The organism is Bacillus cereus group sp. N12 (assembly GCF_016483575.1).
Classification (GTDB): Bacteria; Bacillota; Bacilli; order Bacillales; family Bacillaceae_G; genus Bacillus_A; species Bacillus_A toyonensis.
The window spans coordinates 75,074-91,621 of sequence record NZ_JAEHBO010000015.1 but is presented as its reverse complement, the minus strand read 5'-3'; the positions used below and the strand labels follow the sequence as shown (position 1 = coordinate 91,621).

Here is a 16,548-nt window from a genome sequence, read left to right as displayed (position 1 = left end):
GTCCCCTGTGCAATACAGAGTTCAATCCTTAGTAGCTGCTTAATATATTTGTCTAATTTTTTGGGTTCAGTTCAAAATGATGGGCTTTTCTTTTCATTTTATCCTTCAATCGTAACCCCAGTAAACATCGATAAGTTTCCCGTTATTTTCTCACCAACTCGTAAAAATAACCCTGCCGCTCTCCCACTAATACAATGTGAGCCAATTAATAATTTACCAGTATACGGACCATCCCATGTATCAATGGTATAGTCAGGCATTTCTATGTATTGCTGATATATTTTCCGTTGTTCAAAGTAATATTCCGTTTTATCTTCAGCTAATAGTTCATCATTTTCGTATATAGATACGCCCCCACCTTCACGTCCATATAAAGGTTTAGAAACAAATGATTCATTTCTTTCTTTAAATGGCTTATTTGTAAAATATGTTGGTAAGAAGTATTTATTAATAATAACACGCTCTTCTTCTTCAAAGAAAACCGCTTTTTCATAAAGCTTCCAAATTAATGCAAGCACATTTTTATTTTGCATTACGAATGCGGCTGGTGGATTAATAATTTTCACTCTTCCTTGCGCTATATGATTTAAAAACTGCAGACCAATTCTTTTTCCATTTTTATCAACATCTGTAACTAAATATTCAATTGGATACAGTCGATATAAATAATGAATTCGCTTGCCATTTGGCGTATATATTCCATCATCTGTAACTACAATATCTTGAATTCCTATATATTCCGTGGGCTGATTTAGGCAATAACTTCTTAAAAACTGGACTGTTTGATGGTCTTCATCGTGCCAATCATAGCTACTAAAATATATCGTTTCTTCAGGATCAATATTATAGTCATGTTTAATTTGTTCCCATGCCTGTACAATATGCTCCTCAATATGATTCGGGTGATTCACATCGTGATAACGGCACAACACTTCATTTGCAACAGAAGGTTCTAAATATCCTGTTGGTGTATCACAATTCACTTCTATTAATTTAATAACATCACCATTTACGATAAAGTCGAGCCTTGTAAAATAAGAAAACAAACCAGTATGTTTCATTCTCGCAATCTCCCACGTTTCAGGCGGGAATCCGAGTTTTTGAAAATCTTCTGTCGTATGTACAATATATTGATACGTTCTATATAACACATACATTATTTCTTCTGTCGCTTTCGAAATAGCGGTATATGTGTTTACCGACATACGAAACATCCCTGTTGCCATATACTGATTCCACTCTTCATTCTCTAATAGACTCGGCCACGTAAAACCATTCCTACCAGCCTCTTCCGCAAGTGAAAACCATATTTTCATATACTCTTTCTGTTCTTGTTCTGTATACATGACTCTATTATCCTTTCTCTTTATGATCCGGCCGGCGCTTTTGCGTTCCCAATTCCACTTGAACCAGAATTTACTTTCGGCGTTTGTGTCGTAGATGATTTAGATGTATTTGTATCTGGCGTCACTTTATTTGATGGATTGGGCTGTTGTTTATTTAAATCCACTTTCTTTGAAGAATCGTTGTTGCTAGTAGTTCCGCCGTAATAACCTCCGCCACCGCTGCCACCAGTTCTCCGTTCATCTTTTTCACGATAAGAAAGAACATTGTTTGTATATGGTTTCTTCATTACATTTGGTTTGACTGTATAGTTCATATTTGAGGTTTTACTTGCTAATAAATATCCTGCTACGAACGGTAATATCGGTAAGTGAGAGTTTTCTTGATACGATGAAAATGATGGATTATTTTCCTTGCATAACTCATCTTTTTCTACATTTTCAGTAGTTGGGGCTTTATCATCACAATTTAATGGTTCTTGTTCGCTCCCTTGCTTCCCACCATCCGTTTTAACAGCGGTATTTTCTTGTTGTACATTTTCTTCTTCATAGTCACCACAACCTGTTAATAAAAAAGATGACACGCCAATTGAAGCAGCGACTTTCAAAAATTTATTTTTTTCCATTCTCATGTGCTATACACCTAATTTCTTTTATCTATATTTTTCCATTTAACTATATTATATAATGCAAATATCACTTTTTACAAACTATACTCAATATGCATATTTACATATTTTCATGCTATTTATTCCCTAAATGAAAATGAAATATTATAATAGCCGAATTGTCTATCTGTACACCTAAATAAAGTGAAAGACGATTTTGTATTATGTCGTCTTTCACTTTATTTATTTTTTATATACTAAACGTCTCAATAAAATTTCTAATGGTCCATTAAGATTATTTTTTTCCATTATTAAAGCTACTATGACAGACAATATCCAAATACATATTGCTATCAATGCAGCAAAAGCGTTACTTACATGCCCTCCTAAATCAAATGCTACTGGTGATAAAAATATAACAAGCAGTGCTTCATTTAAAACAAAAAATGTTAATGAACGTTTTCCTAGAGCGATTAATGCAAGGCTAAAGTACCCTGGATTTTTCAATCTACTCCCTATTATCCCGAAACCTGTTGCATATGCTAATCCTCCAGCAATTCCAGTTAAAATATGGATTCCATTTATCATTCCAGCTGTAAATACAGTTGGATACCATATAGTCCCTATAAAAGATAAAGGCAAAGCACCTATTAAAGAAATTGCTAATCCTATAGTTGTTATAAAATATAATTTTTTTAACTGTTGCTCTGGTTTTATTAATAACTTATATCTAGCAATCCACAAACCAAGAATTATAGAAGGAAGAATTGGGAACATAAAATGGATGAGTACAGGTATAATAGGAAAGAAAAGTAATCGTATCATTGTAGTACTAAGATACGTGTCTTTTGCCGAAACATCTGGTGAAAAACCATAATCACCTATTGATTGCATATTAAGTCCCCATATTATTGGAATAAAAATGGTATACAATATAGCGATAATTATAAACGTTCGAATTAATGTTTTCATTTTACACTTTAATAGTGGACTAACAAAAATACCCGCTAAACCATAGGCCATAAGAATATCTTGCCCTCCAATTAAGACCGCTAACACAATCCCAAACAGTATTAAATACAAGGAGCGTTTTCTTACTATTTTTACAGCCTGAATTTCATTTTTCCCTTTTGATATTTGCCCTTCAAATGCTAGAACTAAACCGTAGCCTAATAATACGGCAAACATTGCTCTTGCACGGTTATCAATTATGAATATACCAAAAAGATTTACAATTTGATCAAAGAAACTACTGCTTTCCACTCTATGCATAATTCCAGGATATGCAGCGTACAAATACAGCGGTGCATGAGCAAGTACGATTAACAGCAACATAGTACCCCTTGCTAAATCTAATGAGACTGCACGCTTCTTTTCAAGTGTTCCATCACATATTGAACTGCTCATATTTCACTTCCTTATTATCAAATAAAGTGAAACTTTAATCAGTGGGGGTTTTGTTCATCCCCCACTGATTATTAGCCTTCACCAATCGGGCTTTTATGGGCAGCCCGACCCCCACCTAACTTCTTTGCTTCCGCTGAATTTTGAGGTGGGGATCTTACTGCCCGTTAATGCGGGATAAAATTCAACTGCCTCATTGTCTGTTTCTGCTTCTACATAAGTCAACTGATGCATCGTTACTACTTTCTTTATCATTTGCAATGCAATTCCCTTATGACGATATTGTGGAGCGACTGCTATATGGCATATTCGTGCTTTCGTTGCGCCAATTACTTCAATACCTATACAAGCCTTTTCTTCATATTTATATAATCTACCTTTTTTACCTTGATAAAATAATACTGCTTCCTTTAAGCTTGTTTCACTTGGACCGACTGCATACTGTAATACGTTTAATACTGAATCCCTTCCAATTTGTTCAACACGTTGCAAATTCATATCTTCATCCCTTTCTAAGAAAAAAGATTAGCTCTTTATAAAAAAGAGCTAATCTCATTACGCTGTTATTTTTTCTTCTTTTTTCACAACGACCGCCACATAACTATGGAGTATCATTCCGACAATAACGAGACTCATTCCAACCCAAGATAAAGATGATGGAATTGGAGCAGAAAGCCAAATAAGCTCTCCTACTAAAGCAAATAAAACTTCACCGGATTGTGTCGCTTCAACCGTTGCTAGCTTTTGCGGATCATCTTTCACAAGATCTGTCGCAAAGAAAAATAATACTGTCGCGATTAAACCTGAACTAACTGCTACAATAAAACATTGAAAAACTTGACTACTTGACGGTAATCCACCTGTTGATACTTCGTAACCAGATAGTAAAAACCAAAATGGTAAACTTGCTAATGTCATCCCGAGAACTCGCTGGAATACATCTAATTCCCCTTTACATACTTGCATCATTTTTCGATTTCCAAGAGGGTACGCAAACGCCGCAATGAGAACAGGAACTACACATAAAATGGTTTCACGAATTCCTAAAGAAGAAGCATGTTCTACTTGCATGAGTACAACACCGAATAAAATAATACCCGACATTACTAATTCTTTCATCGGAAGTTTTTTATGTAATGGGTCTACCGCAAAAAATGGTGTTAACAAAATCCCTGCGACTATCGTAATTTGCCATGTTGATGCAACAAGCCACCCTGGTCCAAATGCGCCAGCAAAACTAAGTGGTGCATAAAAAAGACCAAAACCTACAATACTCCATACCAACCATTCTTTCGGATTGTTTTTCATATATTGAAAGAGTTGCTTTAAGTTGCCTCTATACATGACAATAAGTAGTAGCATTGGTACCATAAAGTAATACCGTAATGATGCACTCCAAATCCAACTTCCACCTTCTAAGTCCATCGCCCGGTTTAAAACAAAGGTAAAGGCAAAGAAAAATGATGCCAATATCCCTATTGCAATTGCTTTCATTATAAAACCCCTTGTTTAGTTTCTTCTTAATACTATACAACAAAATGAATATAATTAAAATTCACGCACTTTAACTTACATGTAATCTAGCTCTATATAATCTTCTTAACTGACCAATATGCGCTTGATGATACCGATTATGATCAGCTACATGCCATATGCCCCATCTTATTGTCGCATTTTCGCCCTTTTCATAAAAAACTTCCCGTGTTAAATCATTTTCTGTTAGTTTCATACATTCTTCATAAAGTGAAACTTTAATCAGTGGGGGTTTTGTTCATCCCCCACTGATTATTAGTTTAACCAATCGGGCTGCCCGTTAATGCGGGATAAAACAATTGTTGCACTGCTTCATAATCTTGCATTAACTCTTGTAACGTGTGTTTTCTTAAAACTGGCAGTTCTCCCACTTCATTCAACATAGGCCCATATTTATTTTTTAGTGCAGTGGAACTTCTTCTCCCTTTAAGTGATACACCCAATGTAAATCGACAACTGCTAAATGCTGAAGTAGCTGTCCGATGCTATTTTCATTATTTTCAGACCCTTTAAAAGATAATTCCTTCTCTTCAGTACTTTCTACTAAATTTTGCAATCGTATATATGTATCTCGAACCGTTGCATACAAAATTGCTACTTGCGGATTCATGTTTTTTTCTAAATAAAGATCTTTCATGATAAACTCCGTCCTTTAAAGGAACAGCACCATATGTTCATCATCACTGTACGCACCATTAATCTTTATAGCCCTTTTTTCAATTCCATATGTTTTAAAGCCCATTGATTCGTACAAATTTTTTGCTGGTTCGTTTGTAGATACAACACCTAATGTCAATTGCTCTAGTTGTATATCCCGCGCTCTTTGAATTGCATTTGCAATTAGCTCACGTGCCAACCCGTTTCGTCTGTTTTGTGCGTCTACATACATCGCAACGATATGGCCTTTATGCTTATATGCTACTTTCTCTTCCGTTAGTAAAGTGACTACACCAATTAATTTTTCTTCATTAAACGCGCCAAGTGTACAACTAATAGTAGATGTTAAATTCCCTTCAACTCGCTCAATAGGATTTTCCTGACGAATCGCCTCTTCATAAGTTGTTATAAACGCCTCTGGGTTTACTTGTAATGCTTGTAAACGTAAATCCCAATATTTTTTTGCATCTTCTTTCGTAAGTAATCGAATCATGTATCTCTACCCCTTTTTAATTTACATAATATTTTTATAAACCACTAATTATAGATTGATATTCTTCTATTAACATACTATAACGATAGCGATGAATGAACTTCTTTTGACGTAACCGATCATTTCTCATTAGTCCTTCACAAACAAAGCCAGCCTTTTCATAACTCTTTCTAGCTTGTAAATTATCCTCATCTACACGTAGCCAAACTTTCTCCAATTCGAAATCAAAGAATCCCAGTTGTAATATACTATATAGAGATGCTATTCCATACCCTTTTTCCCAATACTCTTTATCCCCAATCGTAATTCCTAGTTCCGCATTTTTATTTGTTTTGTCAAAATTTTCAAGGTCTACCCAGCCAATGTGTATATCGTTTTCTGTAACGATAGCCCTTTGTTCATAACCATTCTTTCGACTTATGCATGCTTCAATCCATTTTCTCGTATCTTCACGAGTGAACGGAGGATATTGATCTGGTACGACTAAGTGTTTTGTCACTTCTGTATCTAATGACCATTGATATCGATCTTCTACATCCTCTAGTGTCAATTCCCTTAATTGAACGAATGGTATTTTCATTTTACTATCCCCTTTTTATTTGCCAATAGAAAATCCTTCGAACACTCTTCCTCCGTATAGTTCTAACGTCTTTTCTGTAAAATTAATTAATACATTTTTATCACCGTTTTTATAAAAATGATCAAAAGCCGCTACAAATTGTTCTGCATAATGGTCATCATATCTTCTTAAAACTCTAATAAACCATTTTGAATTTCCAAGCCATTGGCCATTTACTCTTAATACATATTCATGTATTAATTCCGCTAATAAATTAGCAATGAATAGTTCTTCTTCTCTTTTTGATGCACCAATGAAGTCATCCAAAGTATCCGAAATAAAATAGCGCTTCTGTTTCATCGTTTCTTCGGTCCATTTATCTGGTCCTTTAATTAGTAAATCGTTCGCTTCTTTTTTTAATTTCTCAACAATTTCACTTTCCCCTTTTAATACAATTCCTTCTGAAACTAATTGAGGTAGAGAAGGTCGCCCGCGATCACAATCCATTTTAAAAAAGGTTTTATACGTTACAAAATTATGTACAAATACTTCAACGGGCCATCCATTACTATAGAAGGATTCTCTATAACAAGATGACAAACTTTGATCGACTATAACAATATCAAGGTCAGATGTTTTTGTCGCTTCTCCTCGTACAACGCTTCCTCCCAGTAAAGCTACATCACAATTCGGAAATTGTGATGTAATTATGCTTTGTGCCGCTTCAATTGGTTTCATTTTCTTTTCTCCTTCGCTTATTTTACTTTCTTTTTTCTGCTCTTTCTCGAGCCTTTTTTATATATGGTTCTGCATCTGGTGTTTTACATGACGTTGCACCGTGATCAATTTTTACTTTTCCAATTTCACGAGCAATTTCAATTGCTTGTTGCTCTAAAGCTTCATTTCGAATCCCTATCGCAATTAAAGCGCTATTCATTGCTTCTCTTTTTCTATTTTTTTCATTATGTATATGAACTTTAATCTCTTCTAAATACGGCATGAAGAAGTTATCGTCTAACTTTTTATTTTTTATTGCGATATTCGCTAATAATGACCAACCTGCTCTCCCGATCCATTCATCATCAGATTTCGTCCATTCGTCCATTCTTTCTATTGCGATTGGCGACGTACATATAGCTGTCATAAGAACGTCCATTAAACAATAATAATCAACATCCCTAATCCAACTATTCAGCTGTTCTGATGTTACATTCTTCGGTTCTAAAATATACGTTGCTAAAGTCATTGCATCCATATTTTTTGTTTCCCATAATGAAATTGCTAAATCATGATCTTTTTTTATCTTCTTTTTTAATAATTTTAAATTTGCAAAACTGACTCCGAATAGCGGCTCTTTCGCCCCATGATTTTTATACGTTTTTCGATTTTGTTCCGTTCCATATTTCTCTAGTTGCTGCATGACCTCTTCAAGTAGCATTTGTCCACCTCTTTTATGTTTTCTGTTGACTTCATATAGGTATGTACGATATATTCTACATTATTTTTTGATTTTCCTATATTTATTTTTAAAATACGGTATGTGAAATTTTAAATATACTACGCAATCACACCATGAAAAACCTACACATTGTAAACATGCAGGTTTTTCATGGTATCAAATTTCCATAAAATAAGAAATAAACGAAGGAACCACCTTTGGTTCGTTCTCTCAATAATTTATCTCCGCTATATTTTGGCTAAACTCTTTACATCTGACCACTCTTCTATAGAACCTGCATCCGGAAAAACGGTAACTACATTAAAATTCGCACCTTTTTCTTTTCCTAATTGTTTTGCAGCTAATAAGTTTGCTGCCGCAGACGTTCCTATTTTCATACCAGTAGTCTTATAAAAACGGGCCATTTCATACAAGGTTTCTTCATATGAATAAGTCCATTGCTTTTCTATCAAATTGTCTTCCTTTTCTATGAAATGTTGTTTCCGTCCTAGACCGAATCCACCTGATCCTGCATATTTCTTTAAAGCATTTGGCGGTTGTTCAGATCCATATGGTAATTCGGCAGGCATTACTAAATGTAGCTCAACATTTTTTGTATACTTCTTTACTGCTTTATAGACCCCAATTAGAGTTCCACCAGTACCAGCGGATGCTACCCATGCGTGTATTGGTTTTCCGTTCATTTGTGCAATAATTTCTCGGCCTGTTCCTTCTATATGACTTAATAAATTTGCATTATTATAATGTTGGAACAAAAAGTATAACTCTTGTTTTTGTTTGCTAATCTCTATTGTCTTCTCAATTACAGCGTAAAATCCCTTACATTTATCAACTAAGATTACGTTAGCACCATAATATTCGAGTTCATTTAATAGAGATTGACCAGTTGCAGAACTTAACACTAACGTGCATTCAATCCCTAAATAATAACAAAGATAGCCAATTGACCTCGCTAAGCTTCCACCACTATACTCTAAAATATGTTGTTTTTTGTTAGCTTCTTGTAAATATTTATTGATCATTCCAAGTGCTGCTCTATCCTTAATCGATCCTGTAGGGTTGTGCCATTCACATTTAGCATAGATTGAAAGATTCTTCGTTTCTTCGCATTCTAATTTAATGAGAGGGGTATTTCCAACATTTTTAGAAAACTCTTCAAAATGGTTTACTATCATACTTTTATACCTCCGTCATACATCATATTTATAACATTTGTTCTTAGTCAAAATACTTTCTATATTTCAATTACGCTATTAACTATATTTTCCTATAAAAAATCCCTACAAACGTTGTAGGGATTTTTGTCTAAATCATTTTGTTGCACTCTATTACATACGAAAAGAACTTCTTTATTCAAATGCATTCATAAGCACAATTCTCCAGCCATCTGGATCCTCTATTGTAGTACCTTTCTCTATCCAATACGGATTTTCCGGTTCCACCTCATGGTAGCCCATTTCACTTAACCGATTCGCGATTATTTCAATTTCATCTTTATTCGGCATATAAAAAACTAGTAAATTATCTTTTGTCGGTGCTGGGCATGGGCTTCCATTTACATGCGTAGTAAACTCCAAATGGTACTCTTCACCCGGTAATCCAAACATAACCCCGTCATATCCTTCATGATTGTGAAATTCCCCTATACGTTTTAACCCTAATCCTGTTTCGTAAAAACTTATAACTTCTTCAAATTTATCTGTTGGTCTTGCAATTCTAAATTGAACCCAATTCTTCATGCAAATCTCCTCCTTTTCATTTTCCAAAGCTTTATAGTAGCCATTATAAGTTACATATATTTAGTTTAATATCCCTCATTAGTGTGAGAACTGCTTAAGTTGAAAGACCTATTCGTTCATACATAGTAGGACTTTAGTATAAAATTCATATAAACTTAGTTATACAAATATGGAGATAAAATAAAGATTTCTTCCATATATATTATTACGTATGAAATAATTCTCCTTGTAGGGCCTTTATATATCGATCAGCAGATCTTTGTACAGCCCTATTCGCATCTTCCATCACAACACCATGAAACGCATTATACAGTCGACTAAATTGGATTCCTTTTACTTTCTCTGCCATTTTTCTAACTTTATTCGCTGGTAATGGGATAAGATTGGGATAACTATACATAAAACTTACCCATTTTCGATCCGAAACTACTTGTATAATATCACCTGATAACAAAATACCTTTCCCTTCATTACCGTCTTTCCAGTGCATAACAGTTCCACCTTTAAAATGGCCTCCTAACCGATGCAATGTAAGTTCTTCCGATAATATCAAATGTTCCCCAGACCAAAATTTAATTTGCTTACTCGGGTGAACCACCCATTCTTTATCATCTTCATGAATATAGATAGGTATATGAAATGTTTCCGCCCATTTTACTTGTGTAGAGTAATAATGTGGATGAGAAAGTGCTATTGCTTGAATACCACCTAAATCATATATACGTTGTATCGTTTTATCATCTAAATAACTAATACAATCCCACAAAACATTTAGAGTTTTACTTTGTATTAAAAATGCTGTTTGTCCAATTGCAAACTTAGGTTTAGTAGTAATGCTATACAAACCAGTTTCTTCTTTTATTATTTCATTTTTGTATAAATTGCTATGTTGCATTGTTTCTAATGTTGTCCATGACTGCCCCATTGGATTCATATATTGCCTTTCCTCATTACAAATTTTACAACGAGAAGGTGCCTCTTTATTTTCGGGATACTGAACTCCACATGTCGTGCAAATATAATGAACCATATTCCCACTCCCTTTTTAAATGTAATTAATTCTTTACCAATATTTTAATAAAAAACGAAAATAATTAAATCAATAATTGTGACTAAAATGAAGTCATACGAAAGTACGATTATTCCCCTTCTATTTAAGAATTTAGTCTAAGTACTATATTTTATATTTCTTCTTTCTGGGAAGTTAAATTTTTCAATCATTACATGAAAGAGTAACTCTATACGAAATAAATGAACCTATTCATAGTTTTTGTCACAAGTTTGACACAGTAGTATAAACTAATACACATCTGGGGTATAGTATATTTAAAGTAACGATAAAAAAGAATATTGAATAAATTCTTTTTTAATCGTCACTAGATTACATTTGTAATAACTTAAGGGGAGATTATAATGGAAATCGTTATTATGCTCTATGAAGGGATTACTGCATTAGATGCTATTGGTCCGTACGAAGTATTTGCAGCAGAAAGCAATAACAACATAAAGTTTGTTGCTAAAACTACGGGCTTAATTAAATTAGATTCAAAAATGGGCTATTTACATGCCGATTATAATTTTACTGAAGTTAATTCAGCTGATATCCTTATTATTCCTGGATGTCGCCCGCCTAACTTTAAACAACTTATGGAGGACGAAGAAACTCTCAATTGGATTCTCCAAATACATGAAACTACTAAATGGACTACAACTGTATGTACAGGTTCTTTAATCTTAGGTGCTACTGGCCTACTAAATGGTGTTAAAGCCACTAGTCATTGGAGCTCTTTTGACTTACTTCGTTCTCTCGGGGCTATTCCAACTGAAGAGAGAGTCGTTCGTCATGAAAAAATCATAACAGCAGCTGGTGTATCTGCAGGTATGGATATGGCTCTCCAGTTGATGGCTTGGGAATTCGGAGATGAAAAGAGTAAAGCAGTTCAGCTCATGTTAGAATACGACCCGCAGCCTCCTTTTGATACAGGTTCACCAAAAAAAGCATCCGCATCATTATTAGAAGAATTAAATTTGATGCTTGAAGATTTTCATAATAAAGTTTAAAACCATCCAATTTTTCAAGAATGCAGTTGATACAAAATCTTGCATATTTTTAACCAAACTTTTTTACAGTTGTAAAAAAGTTTTTTTGCATTTCCCTACCTATAATTGCTAATATAGTAGAGTAGAACTTTTATAGAGAGAAGGAAAATTATGCACAATGGAATTCGAATGACAACTTTAGTAAAAAGGGCTATGTTGATTTGCGCTGGGGTATTATTTACATATGAGGCCGCTTTAGGATCAGTACATACTGCTCTAGCAAGTACAGAAGATGAAGCAAAGTCTGTTCAATTTGTAAGTGAAATTCAAACATCTCTTGCACCGAAAGAAGCTCCAAAACACTATAATGGGCAAGTTAGAAAAGTCGCTTACTTAACATTTGATGACGGTCCTGGAAAATACACAGCTGAGCTTTTAGATATGTTAAAGAAAGAAAATGCAAAAGCAACATTCTTCCTAATTGGTTCAAACGTGAAAGCTTTCCCTGATCTTGTGAAACGTGAAGATGCTGAAGGCCACTATGTTGGGATGCACAGTATGACTCATAACTATAAGAAACTTTACACAGAAGGACATTACGTAGATGAAATGAAAGAAGATCAAGGCTTAATCGCTGGCGTTCTAGGCAAATCACCCGTATTAACTCGTCCATCATACGGCTCTATGCCAGGATTAAACGAAGCACTTCGCAACAAAGTGGTGGAAAACGGGTTGAAAGTTTGGGATTGGACAATTGATTCTTTAGACTGGAGATACAACAAAATGCAAGTTGATGCTGCATCAGCTAAAATTGTAGAAAACGTTCTACATGGTGCTACAAATCCAACAGAAGTTATCCTTATGCACGATATTCACCCACAATCAGTTAAAGCAGTACCTGGAATTATAAAAGGACTGAAAGAAAAAGGATATGAATTAGAAGCCTATAATGAGAACGAACACTTCCCATTAAACTTCTGGCATGATAATCGTATGTAATGAAAAGACTTGATTCCCTCTAGTAGGATATCAAGTCTTTTTTTAACGTTTTGGAAAATTTCTTTGTTGCTCTTCAATAAAACGAATAATCTTTTCTCTGTCCTCATGCGTAATACTTATAGAAAATTCGTACTCCTCTTCCTTACACCATGAAGGGGTAAGTTCCTGAGATAATCGGACTACAATTTGAAACTCACCTTCATTTTTCCCCATTAATTCAAACGCTATATTAGGCTCTATGAAATCTAGTTCGGTATATGTAGGATTCGGTAATAATTGAAACCATTTTTTCATATGCTGTAAGTCGAAAGTTTGTAGAAAAGGATCCATCGTTTCAAAAACTTTATTTCCTTCTGACAGTTTCGCTTTTACTATAAGCCAATTTCTATCACACTCCTCTTTTGCATCTTTAAATTGGTATCTCACCACCTCTAAATGTAATGCTACTTTTTCATTTTGAAAATCCATAAATTGCTCCCCTTCTTGCTATAAAACTTTTACTTTATAAATTTGAAATATATAAGCCTTTACTTGCAAGACAATTATTTTTCTATCTCCTGTTAATTTCAATTCTTAAATATAATGATTTTCGTTTATTAATACACATGACTGATTCTAACATATCATCCTTTATACATTAAATATATTTGATTTGCTATATAATCTGAACTAAAGTGAAGTCCATTCCTTATCCACCACATGATAATACCTACCAAAGAGGCTGTTTTAATATCAACTGCAACATAATCATCAGGTAATTTATTTTTCGTATTCTCTCTTCTCGTTTCTATTAATTGCTTTAAAAATAAAAATAATTGCTCTTCAAATTGATTCATTTTAAATAATATAAATAAAAAATTCCGGTGGATATATAAATAATCTAGCAATTGTGTTAGCTTTTGTTTTTCTGATAAATCTTTTGCATGTATTAAATCAACAATTTTATTAGAAAGCTCATTTAAAATCTCGATATTGATTTGGTCTAGTAAATCTTGAATATCTTGATAATGTAAGTAAAATGTTGTTCGATTTAATCCTGCTTTTGTTGCGATTTTCTGAACCGTTAAGTTTGAAATAGTAGGATTCTCACATAAAAGAGAAAAAACAGCATTTTTAAACATTTCTCTTGAACGAACTGTACGAGGGTCCTCTTTTTTAAGTGTAGACATTTTGAAACTCCTTTATAGATTTTCTCTTTACTTTCTCGACAGTACATATCTTCTCTGTCGAGTAGTGAACATTTTCAACAAAACTGTTCATGGTCAGAGAAAACGTATTTTGTTACCTTGATTTATCGACACGATGTCGATAAATCAAGGTAACAATGAAGGAGATTACCAATGCAAAAGGAAATATCAGAAAGAAATAAAAAAATTATATTAGTTGTCCTCATTACCGGCTGTTTTTTATCAACCTTAAATCAGACGCTATTAAATGTGGCAATGAGTAATTTAATGAAGGTATTTGATGTAACAGCTGCAACAGTGCAATGGCTATCAACAGGCTTTATGCTCATAAATGGTGTTCTAGTTCCAATTACTGCATTTTTAATGAAACGATTTACAACAAGGCAGCTATTTATTAGCTCAATGCTCTCTTTGTTTATTGGGACCGTTCTCTGTGCATGCGCCATGAATTTTAGCATTTTGTTAACAGGAAGAATGATTCAAGTAGTTGGAGCAGGAATTATTATGCCACTCATGATGACTATTATTTTATATTTGTACCCTAGTGAAAAACGCGGAAGTATTATGGGGACCATCGGATTCGCTATAATTTTTGCGCCAGCTATCGCTCCAACTTTATCTGGCTTTATTATTGAATATGTATCATGGAGATGGCTATTTATTGGATTAGCTCCATTTATATTCAACGTAATTATTCTCGCGCTTAAATATTTAATGAATGTTGCAAATACAACAAAAGCGAAATTAGATATCGTAAGTGTCATTTTATCAACGATTGGCTTTGGTTGTGTTATATACGGATTCAGTAGTGCAGGAAGTAAAGGATGGAATCATCCCGTTGTTATTATAACAATTACTATCGGTATCATCGTTACAGCTTTATTCTGTTTACGTCAAATAAAGTCTAATGATCCATTATTGAATTTATCAGTATTTAAATATAAAGTTTTCACTCTTACTTCCGTCATTAACGTACTCATTACGATGATTATGTATGCAGATTTAATTCTATTACCAATTTTCTTACAAAACGGACGAGGTTTTACTGCATTTGAATCAGGTTTACTTCTATTACCTGGAGCTGTCATTAACGCCTTCTTATCACCTATCACAGGCAAAATGTTTGATAAATATGGGAGCGAAACCACTCTTTATTACCGGTTTAATCTGTGTCATTATTTCGATGTGGGGTGTAATTGATTTGACCGACTCCACAACTTATATGTATTTAATGGTTCGTACCATTATTTTACGAATTGGGTTAAGTTTCATTTCAATGCCTTTAAATACAGCCGGCTTAAACGCTTTGCCAATAGAACTAGGTTCACATGGTTCAGCAGTAAATAATACAATTCGCCAATTAGCAGGTTCGATTGGGACAGCAGTTATCATCACGGTGTATACAATTCAATCTACTTCACACATATCACAGTTATCTAGTGGGAATGGAAATATAACAGCTACGCAAGTAACAAAATTATCTTCTATCTTCAGCTCAAGTGATGCATACGTGTTTATGTTAGTCTTATCTTTTATAGCTTTGATTATTGCAAGTTTCATGCCAAAAAAAGTAGTAATCAAAAGATACGAAAGTAAATCTTCAAACATAAAATGATTGTTAAAAATTAAGCACTTAAAAGATGGCTCCGGAATTGTACCGAAGCCATCTTTTTGAGTGCTTACGACTATAATTATAATCCTCGATTACTATTTGAAGAGATTATATTTTACAGTTATGCTTTTAAATAATCGTTAGAATTCTTAATACTGAATAGCTTATAAGTACATATTAATCATAAGGAGTGATATGTATATGGATTTTCTTTCATCTGAATATTTGTCTGCCTTGCTTGCCATTATTGTAATTGATTTAGTGTTAGCTGGAGATAATGCCATCGTAATTGGATTAGCAGCAAGGCGATTACCGAAAGATCAACAAAAGAAAGTTATTATATGGGGAACTGTCGGGGCTATCGCTATTAGAGCCCTCGCTACCTTAATTGTCGTTTGGTTATTAAAAATACCAGGATTACTTCTAATTGGTGGTGTACTCCTCATATGGATTGCTTACAAATTAATTGCTGAGGGCAAAAATCATGATATTAAAGCTGAAGAAGGATTTTGGTCTGCTATTAAAACCATTATTATAGCTGATGCGTTAATGGGAATTGATAACGTACTCGCTGTTGCGGGAGCTGCCCATGGTAACTTTTCTTTAGTAATCATCGGATTATTAGTGTCTATTCCAGTAGTTGTATGGGGCAGTACATTAATTTTAAAATGGGTTGACCGTTTCCCTGTCATCATTACGATTGGAGCAGCTGTTTTAGCTTATACTGCCGCAAAAATGATTGTAGATGAGAAATGGTTCGCTGGATTTTTCGAAAGTAACCCTTTCATGAAATGGGCATTCATCATTATTATCATCATCGGTGTGGTATTCTTCGGAAAGATGAAACAAAAAACTAAAGATGATACTATATAATGTCAATGTAATTATAGTTACAAACAAAAGCGCTACTCATAT

The 16,548-nt window shown here is 34.0% G+C and carries 17 protein-coding genes and 2 pseudogenes; 4 read left to right on the top strand and 15 right to left on the bottom strand.

Annotated elements, in window-relative coordinates; genetic code table 11:
• Positions 1 to 98: 98 nt before the first annotated feature.
• From JDS92_RS10800 to JDS92_RS10740, 13 genes and pseudogenes are all read right to left on the bottom strand, one after another.
• Positions 99 to 1,346, bottom strand: coding sequence for a glutathionylspermidine synthase family protein (locus JDS92_RS10800; RefSeq protein WP_000287859.1), 1,248 nt, complete (start codon positions 1,344 to 1,346; stop codon positions 99 to 101).
• A gap of 20 nt (positions 1,347 to 1,366) precedes the next feature.
• Positions 1,367 to 1,975: a hypothetical protein gene (locus tag JDS92_RS10795; RefSeq protein ID WP_001242217.1), complete on the bottom strand. Its 609-nt coding sequence runs from the start codon at positions 1,973 to 1,975 to the stop codon at positions 1,367 to 1,369.
• A 219-nt stretch (positions 1,976 to 2,194) separates the two neighbouring features.
• On the bottom strand, positions 2,195 to 3,358 hold the full coding sequence (locus JDS92_RS10790) for a DUF418 domain-containing protein (RefSeq protein WP_098711961.1): 1,164 nt from the start codon (positions 3,356 to 3,358) through the stop codon (positions 2,195 to 2,197).
• 93 nt (positions 3,359 to 3,451) lie between these two features.
• The gene (locus JDS92_RS10785) at positions 3,452 to 3,853 is read right to left on the bottom strand and encodes a GNAT family N-acetyltransferase (RefSeq protein WP_098854925.1); all 402 of its coding nucleotides are present in this window, start codon (positions 3,851 to 3,853) and stop codon (positions 3,452 to 3,454) included.
• A 57-nt stretch (positions 3,854 to 3,910) separates the two neighbouring features.
• Positions 3,911 to 4,849 carry a DMT family transporter gene (locus JDS92_RS10780; RefSeq protein WP_000643649.1) on the bottom strand — a complete coding sequence of 313 codons (939 nt, stop codon included), beginning with the start codon at positions 4,847 to 4,849 and terminating at the stop codon, positions 3,911 to 3,913.
• A gap of 70 nt (positions 4,850 to 4,919) precedes the next feature.
• A pseudogene (locus JDS92_RS10775) lies at positions 4,920 to 5,525 on the bottom strand (DinB family protein).
• Positions 5,526 to 5,540: 15 nt separating this feature from the next.
• Positions 5,541 to 6,038: a GNAT family N-acetyltransferase gene (locus tag JDS92_RS10770; protein ID WP_000620331.1), complete on the bottom strand. Its 498-nt coding sequence runs from the start codon at positions 6,036 to 6,038 to the stop codon at positions 5,541 to 5,543.
• A gap of 34 nt (positions 6,039 to 6,072) precedes the next feature.
• On the bottom strand, positions 6,073 to 6,618 hold the full coding sequence (locus JDS92_RS10765; protein WP_098912679.1) for a GNAT family N-acetyltransferase: 546 nt from the start codon (positions 6,616 to 6,618) through the stop codon (positions 6,073 to 6,075).
• Positions 6,619 to 6,633: 15 nt separating this feature from the next.
• Positions 6,634 to 7,335: a nucleotidyltransferase domain-containing protein gene (locus JDS92_RS10760; protein WP_000802436.1), complete on the bottom strand. Its 702-nt coding sequence runs from the start codon at positions 7,333 to 7,335 to the stop codon at positions 6,634 to 6,636.
• Positions 7,336 to 7,357: 22 nt separating this feature from the next.
• A complete protein-coding gene (locus JDS92_RS10755; protein ID WP_000923467.1) occupies positions 7,358 to 8,035 on the bottom strand; it encodes a DNA alkylation repair protein in 678 nt (225 codons plus the stop codon).
• 248 nt (positions 8,036 to 8,283) lie between these two features.
• Positions 8,284 to 9,231, bottom strand: coding sequence for a PLP-dependent cysteine synthase family protein (locus JDS92_RS10750; protein ID WP_199631922.1), 948 nt, complete (start codon positions 9,229 to 9,231; stop codon positions 8,284 to 8,286).
• 174 nt (positions 9,232 to 9,405) lie between these two features.
• On the bottom strand, positions 9,406 to 9,795 hold the full coding sequence (locus JDS92_RS10745; RefSeq protein ID WP_000800673.1) for a VOC family protein: 390 nt from the start codon (positions 9,793 to 9,795) through the stop codon (positions 9,406 to 9,408).
• Positions 9,796 to 10,000: 205 nt separating this feature from the next.
• Positions 10,001 to 10,825: an MBL fold metallo-hydrolase gene (locus JDS92_RS10740; RefSeq protein WP_016108617.1), complete on the bottom strand. Its 825-nt coding sequence runs from the start codon at positions 10,823 to 10,825 to the stop codon at positions 10,001 to 10,003.
• 383 nt (positions 10,826 to 11,208) lie between these two features.
• Here JDS92_RS10740 and JDS92_RS10735 point away from each other — a divergent pair, with 383 nt between their 5' ends.
• Both JDS92_RS10735 and JDS92_RS10730 read left to right on the top strand, forming a co-directional pair.
• On the top strand, positions 11,209 to 11,856 hold the full coding sequence (locus tag JDS92_RS10735) for a DJ-1/PfpI family protein (RefSeq protein ID WP_199631921.1): 648 nt from the start codon (positions 11,209 to 11,211) through the stop codon (positions 11,854 to 11,856).
• Between the two features lie 150 nt (positions 11,857 to 12,006).
• The gene (locus tag JDS92_RS10730) at positions 12,007 to 12,834 is read left to right on the top strand and encodes a peptidoglycan-N-acetylglucosamine deacetylase (protein WP_000551438.1); all 828 of its coding nucleotides are present in this window, start codon (positions 12,007 to 12,009) and stop codon (positions 12,832 to 12,834) included.
• Between the two features lie 42 nt (positions 12,835 to 12,876).
• Here JDS92_RS10730 and JDS92_RS10725 read toward each other — a convergent pair whose 3' ends face one another.
• Both JDS92_RS10725 and JDS92_RS10720 read right to left on the bottom strand, forming a co-directional pair.
• On the bottom strand, positions 12,877 to 13,302 hold the full coding sequence (locus JDS92_RS10725; RefSeq protein ID WP_087969394.1) for a WapI family immunity protein: 426 nt from the start codon (positions 13,300 to 13,302) through the stop codon (positions 12,877 to 12,879).
• A 155-nt stretch (positions 13,303 to 13,457) separates the two neighbouring features.
• Entirely contained in the window at positions 13,458 to 14,003 is a 546-nt protein-coding gene (locus JDS92_RS10720) for a TetR/AcrR family transcriptional regulator (protein WP_199631920.1), read from the bottom strand.
• Between the two features lie 171 nt (positions 14,004 to 14,174).
• Between JDS92_RS10720 and JDS92_RS10715 the strand changes: the two are divergent.
• Both JDS92_RS10715 and JDS92_RS10710 read left to right on the top strand, forming a co-directional pair.
• A pseudogene (locus JDS92_RS10715) lies at positions 14,175 to 15,636 on the top strand (DHA2 family efflux MFS transporter permease subunit).
• 198 nt (positions 15,637 to 15,834) lie between these two features.
• Positions 15,835 to 16,506 (top strand): TerC family protein, encoded by a 672-nt coding sequence (locus tag JDS92_RS10710; protein WP_000346961.1) that lies wholly within the window; start codon positions 15,835 to 15,837, stop codon positions 16,504 to 16,506.
• Positions 16,507 to 16,548: the final 42 nt, after the last annotated feature.

What these genes read in the sequence shown, in the direction of transcription:
- JDS92_RS10800 (WP_000287859.1), bottom strand. Translation starts at nt 1,346, where the DNA reads ATGTATACAGAACAAGAACAGAAAGAGTATATGAAAATATGGTTTTCA.
- JDS92_RS10795 (WP_001242217.1), bottom strand. Translation starts at nt 1,975, where the DNA reads ATGAGAATGGAAAAAAATAAATTTTTGAAAGTCGCTGCTTCAATTGGC.
- JDS92_RS10790 (WP_098711961.1), bottom strand. Translation starts at nt 3,358, where the DNA reads ATGAGCAGTTCAATATGTGATGGAACACTTGAAAAGAAGCGTGCAGTC.
- JDS92_RS10785 (WP_098854925.1), bottom strand. Translation starts at nt 3,853, where the DNA reads ATGAATTTGCAACGTGTTGAACAAATTGGAAGGGATTCAGTATTAAAC.
- JDS92_RS10780 (WP_000643649.1), bottom strand. Translation starts at nt 4,849, where the DNA reads ATGAAAGCAATTGCAATAGGGATATTGGCATCATTTTTCTTTGCCTTT.
- JDS92_RS10770 (WP_000620331.1), bottom strand. Translation starts at nt 6,038, where the DNA reads ATGATTCGATTACTTACGAAAGAAGATGCAAAAAAATATTGGGATTTA.
- JDS92_RS10765 (WP_098912679.1), bottom strand. Translation starts at nt 6,618, where the DNA reads ATGAAAATACCATTCGTTCAATTAAGGGAATTGACACTAGAGGATGTA.
- JDS92_RS10760 (WP_000802436.1), bottom strand. Translation starts at nt 7,335, where the DNA reads ATGAAACCAATTGAAGCGGCACAAAGCATAATTACATCACAATTTCCG.
- JDS92_RS10755 (WP_000923467.1), bottom strand. Translation starts at nt 8,035, where the DNA reads ATGCTACTTGAAGAGGTCATGCAGCAACTAGAGAAATATGGAACGGAA.
- JDS92_RS10750 (WP_199631922.1), bottom strand. Translation starts at nt 9,231, where the DNA reads ATGATAGTAAACCATTTTGAAGAGTTTTCTAAAAATGTTGGAAATACC.
- JDS92_RS10745 (WP_000800673.1), bottom strand. Translation starts at nt 9,795, where the DNA reads ATGAAGAATTGGGTTCAATTTAGAATTGCAAGACCAACAGATAAATTT.
- JDS92_RS10740 (WP_016108617.1), bottom strand. Translation starts at nt 10,825, where the DNA reads ATGGTTCATTATATTTGCACGACATGTGGAGTTCAGTATCCCGAAAAT.
- JDS92_RS10735 (WP_199631921.1), top strand. Translation starts at nt 11,209, where the DNA reads ATGGAAATCGTTATTATGCTCTATGAAGGGATTACTGCATTAGATGCT.
- JDS92_RS10730 (WP_000551438.1), top strand. Translation starts at nt 12,007, where the DNA reads ATGCACAATGGAATTCGAATGACAACTTTAGTAAAAAGGGCTATGTTG.
- JDS92_RS10725 (WP_087969394.1), bottom strand. Translation starts at nt 13,302, where the DNA reads ATGGATTTTCAAAATGAAAAAGTAGCATTACATTTAGAGGTGGTGAGA.
- JDS92_RS10720 (WP_199631920.1), bottom strand. Translation starts at nt 14,003, where the DNA reads ATGTCTACACTTAAAAAAGAGGACCCTCGTACAGTTCGTTCAAGAGAA.
- JDS92_RS10710 (WP_000346961.1), top strand. Translation starts at nt 15,835, where the DNA reads ATGGATTTTCTTTCATCTGAATATTTGTCTGCCTTGCTTGCCATTATT.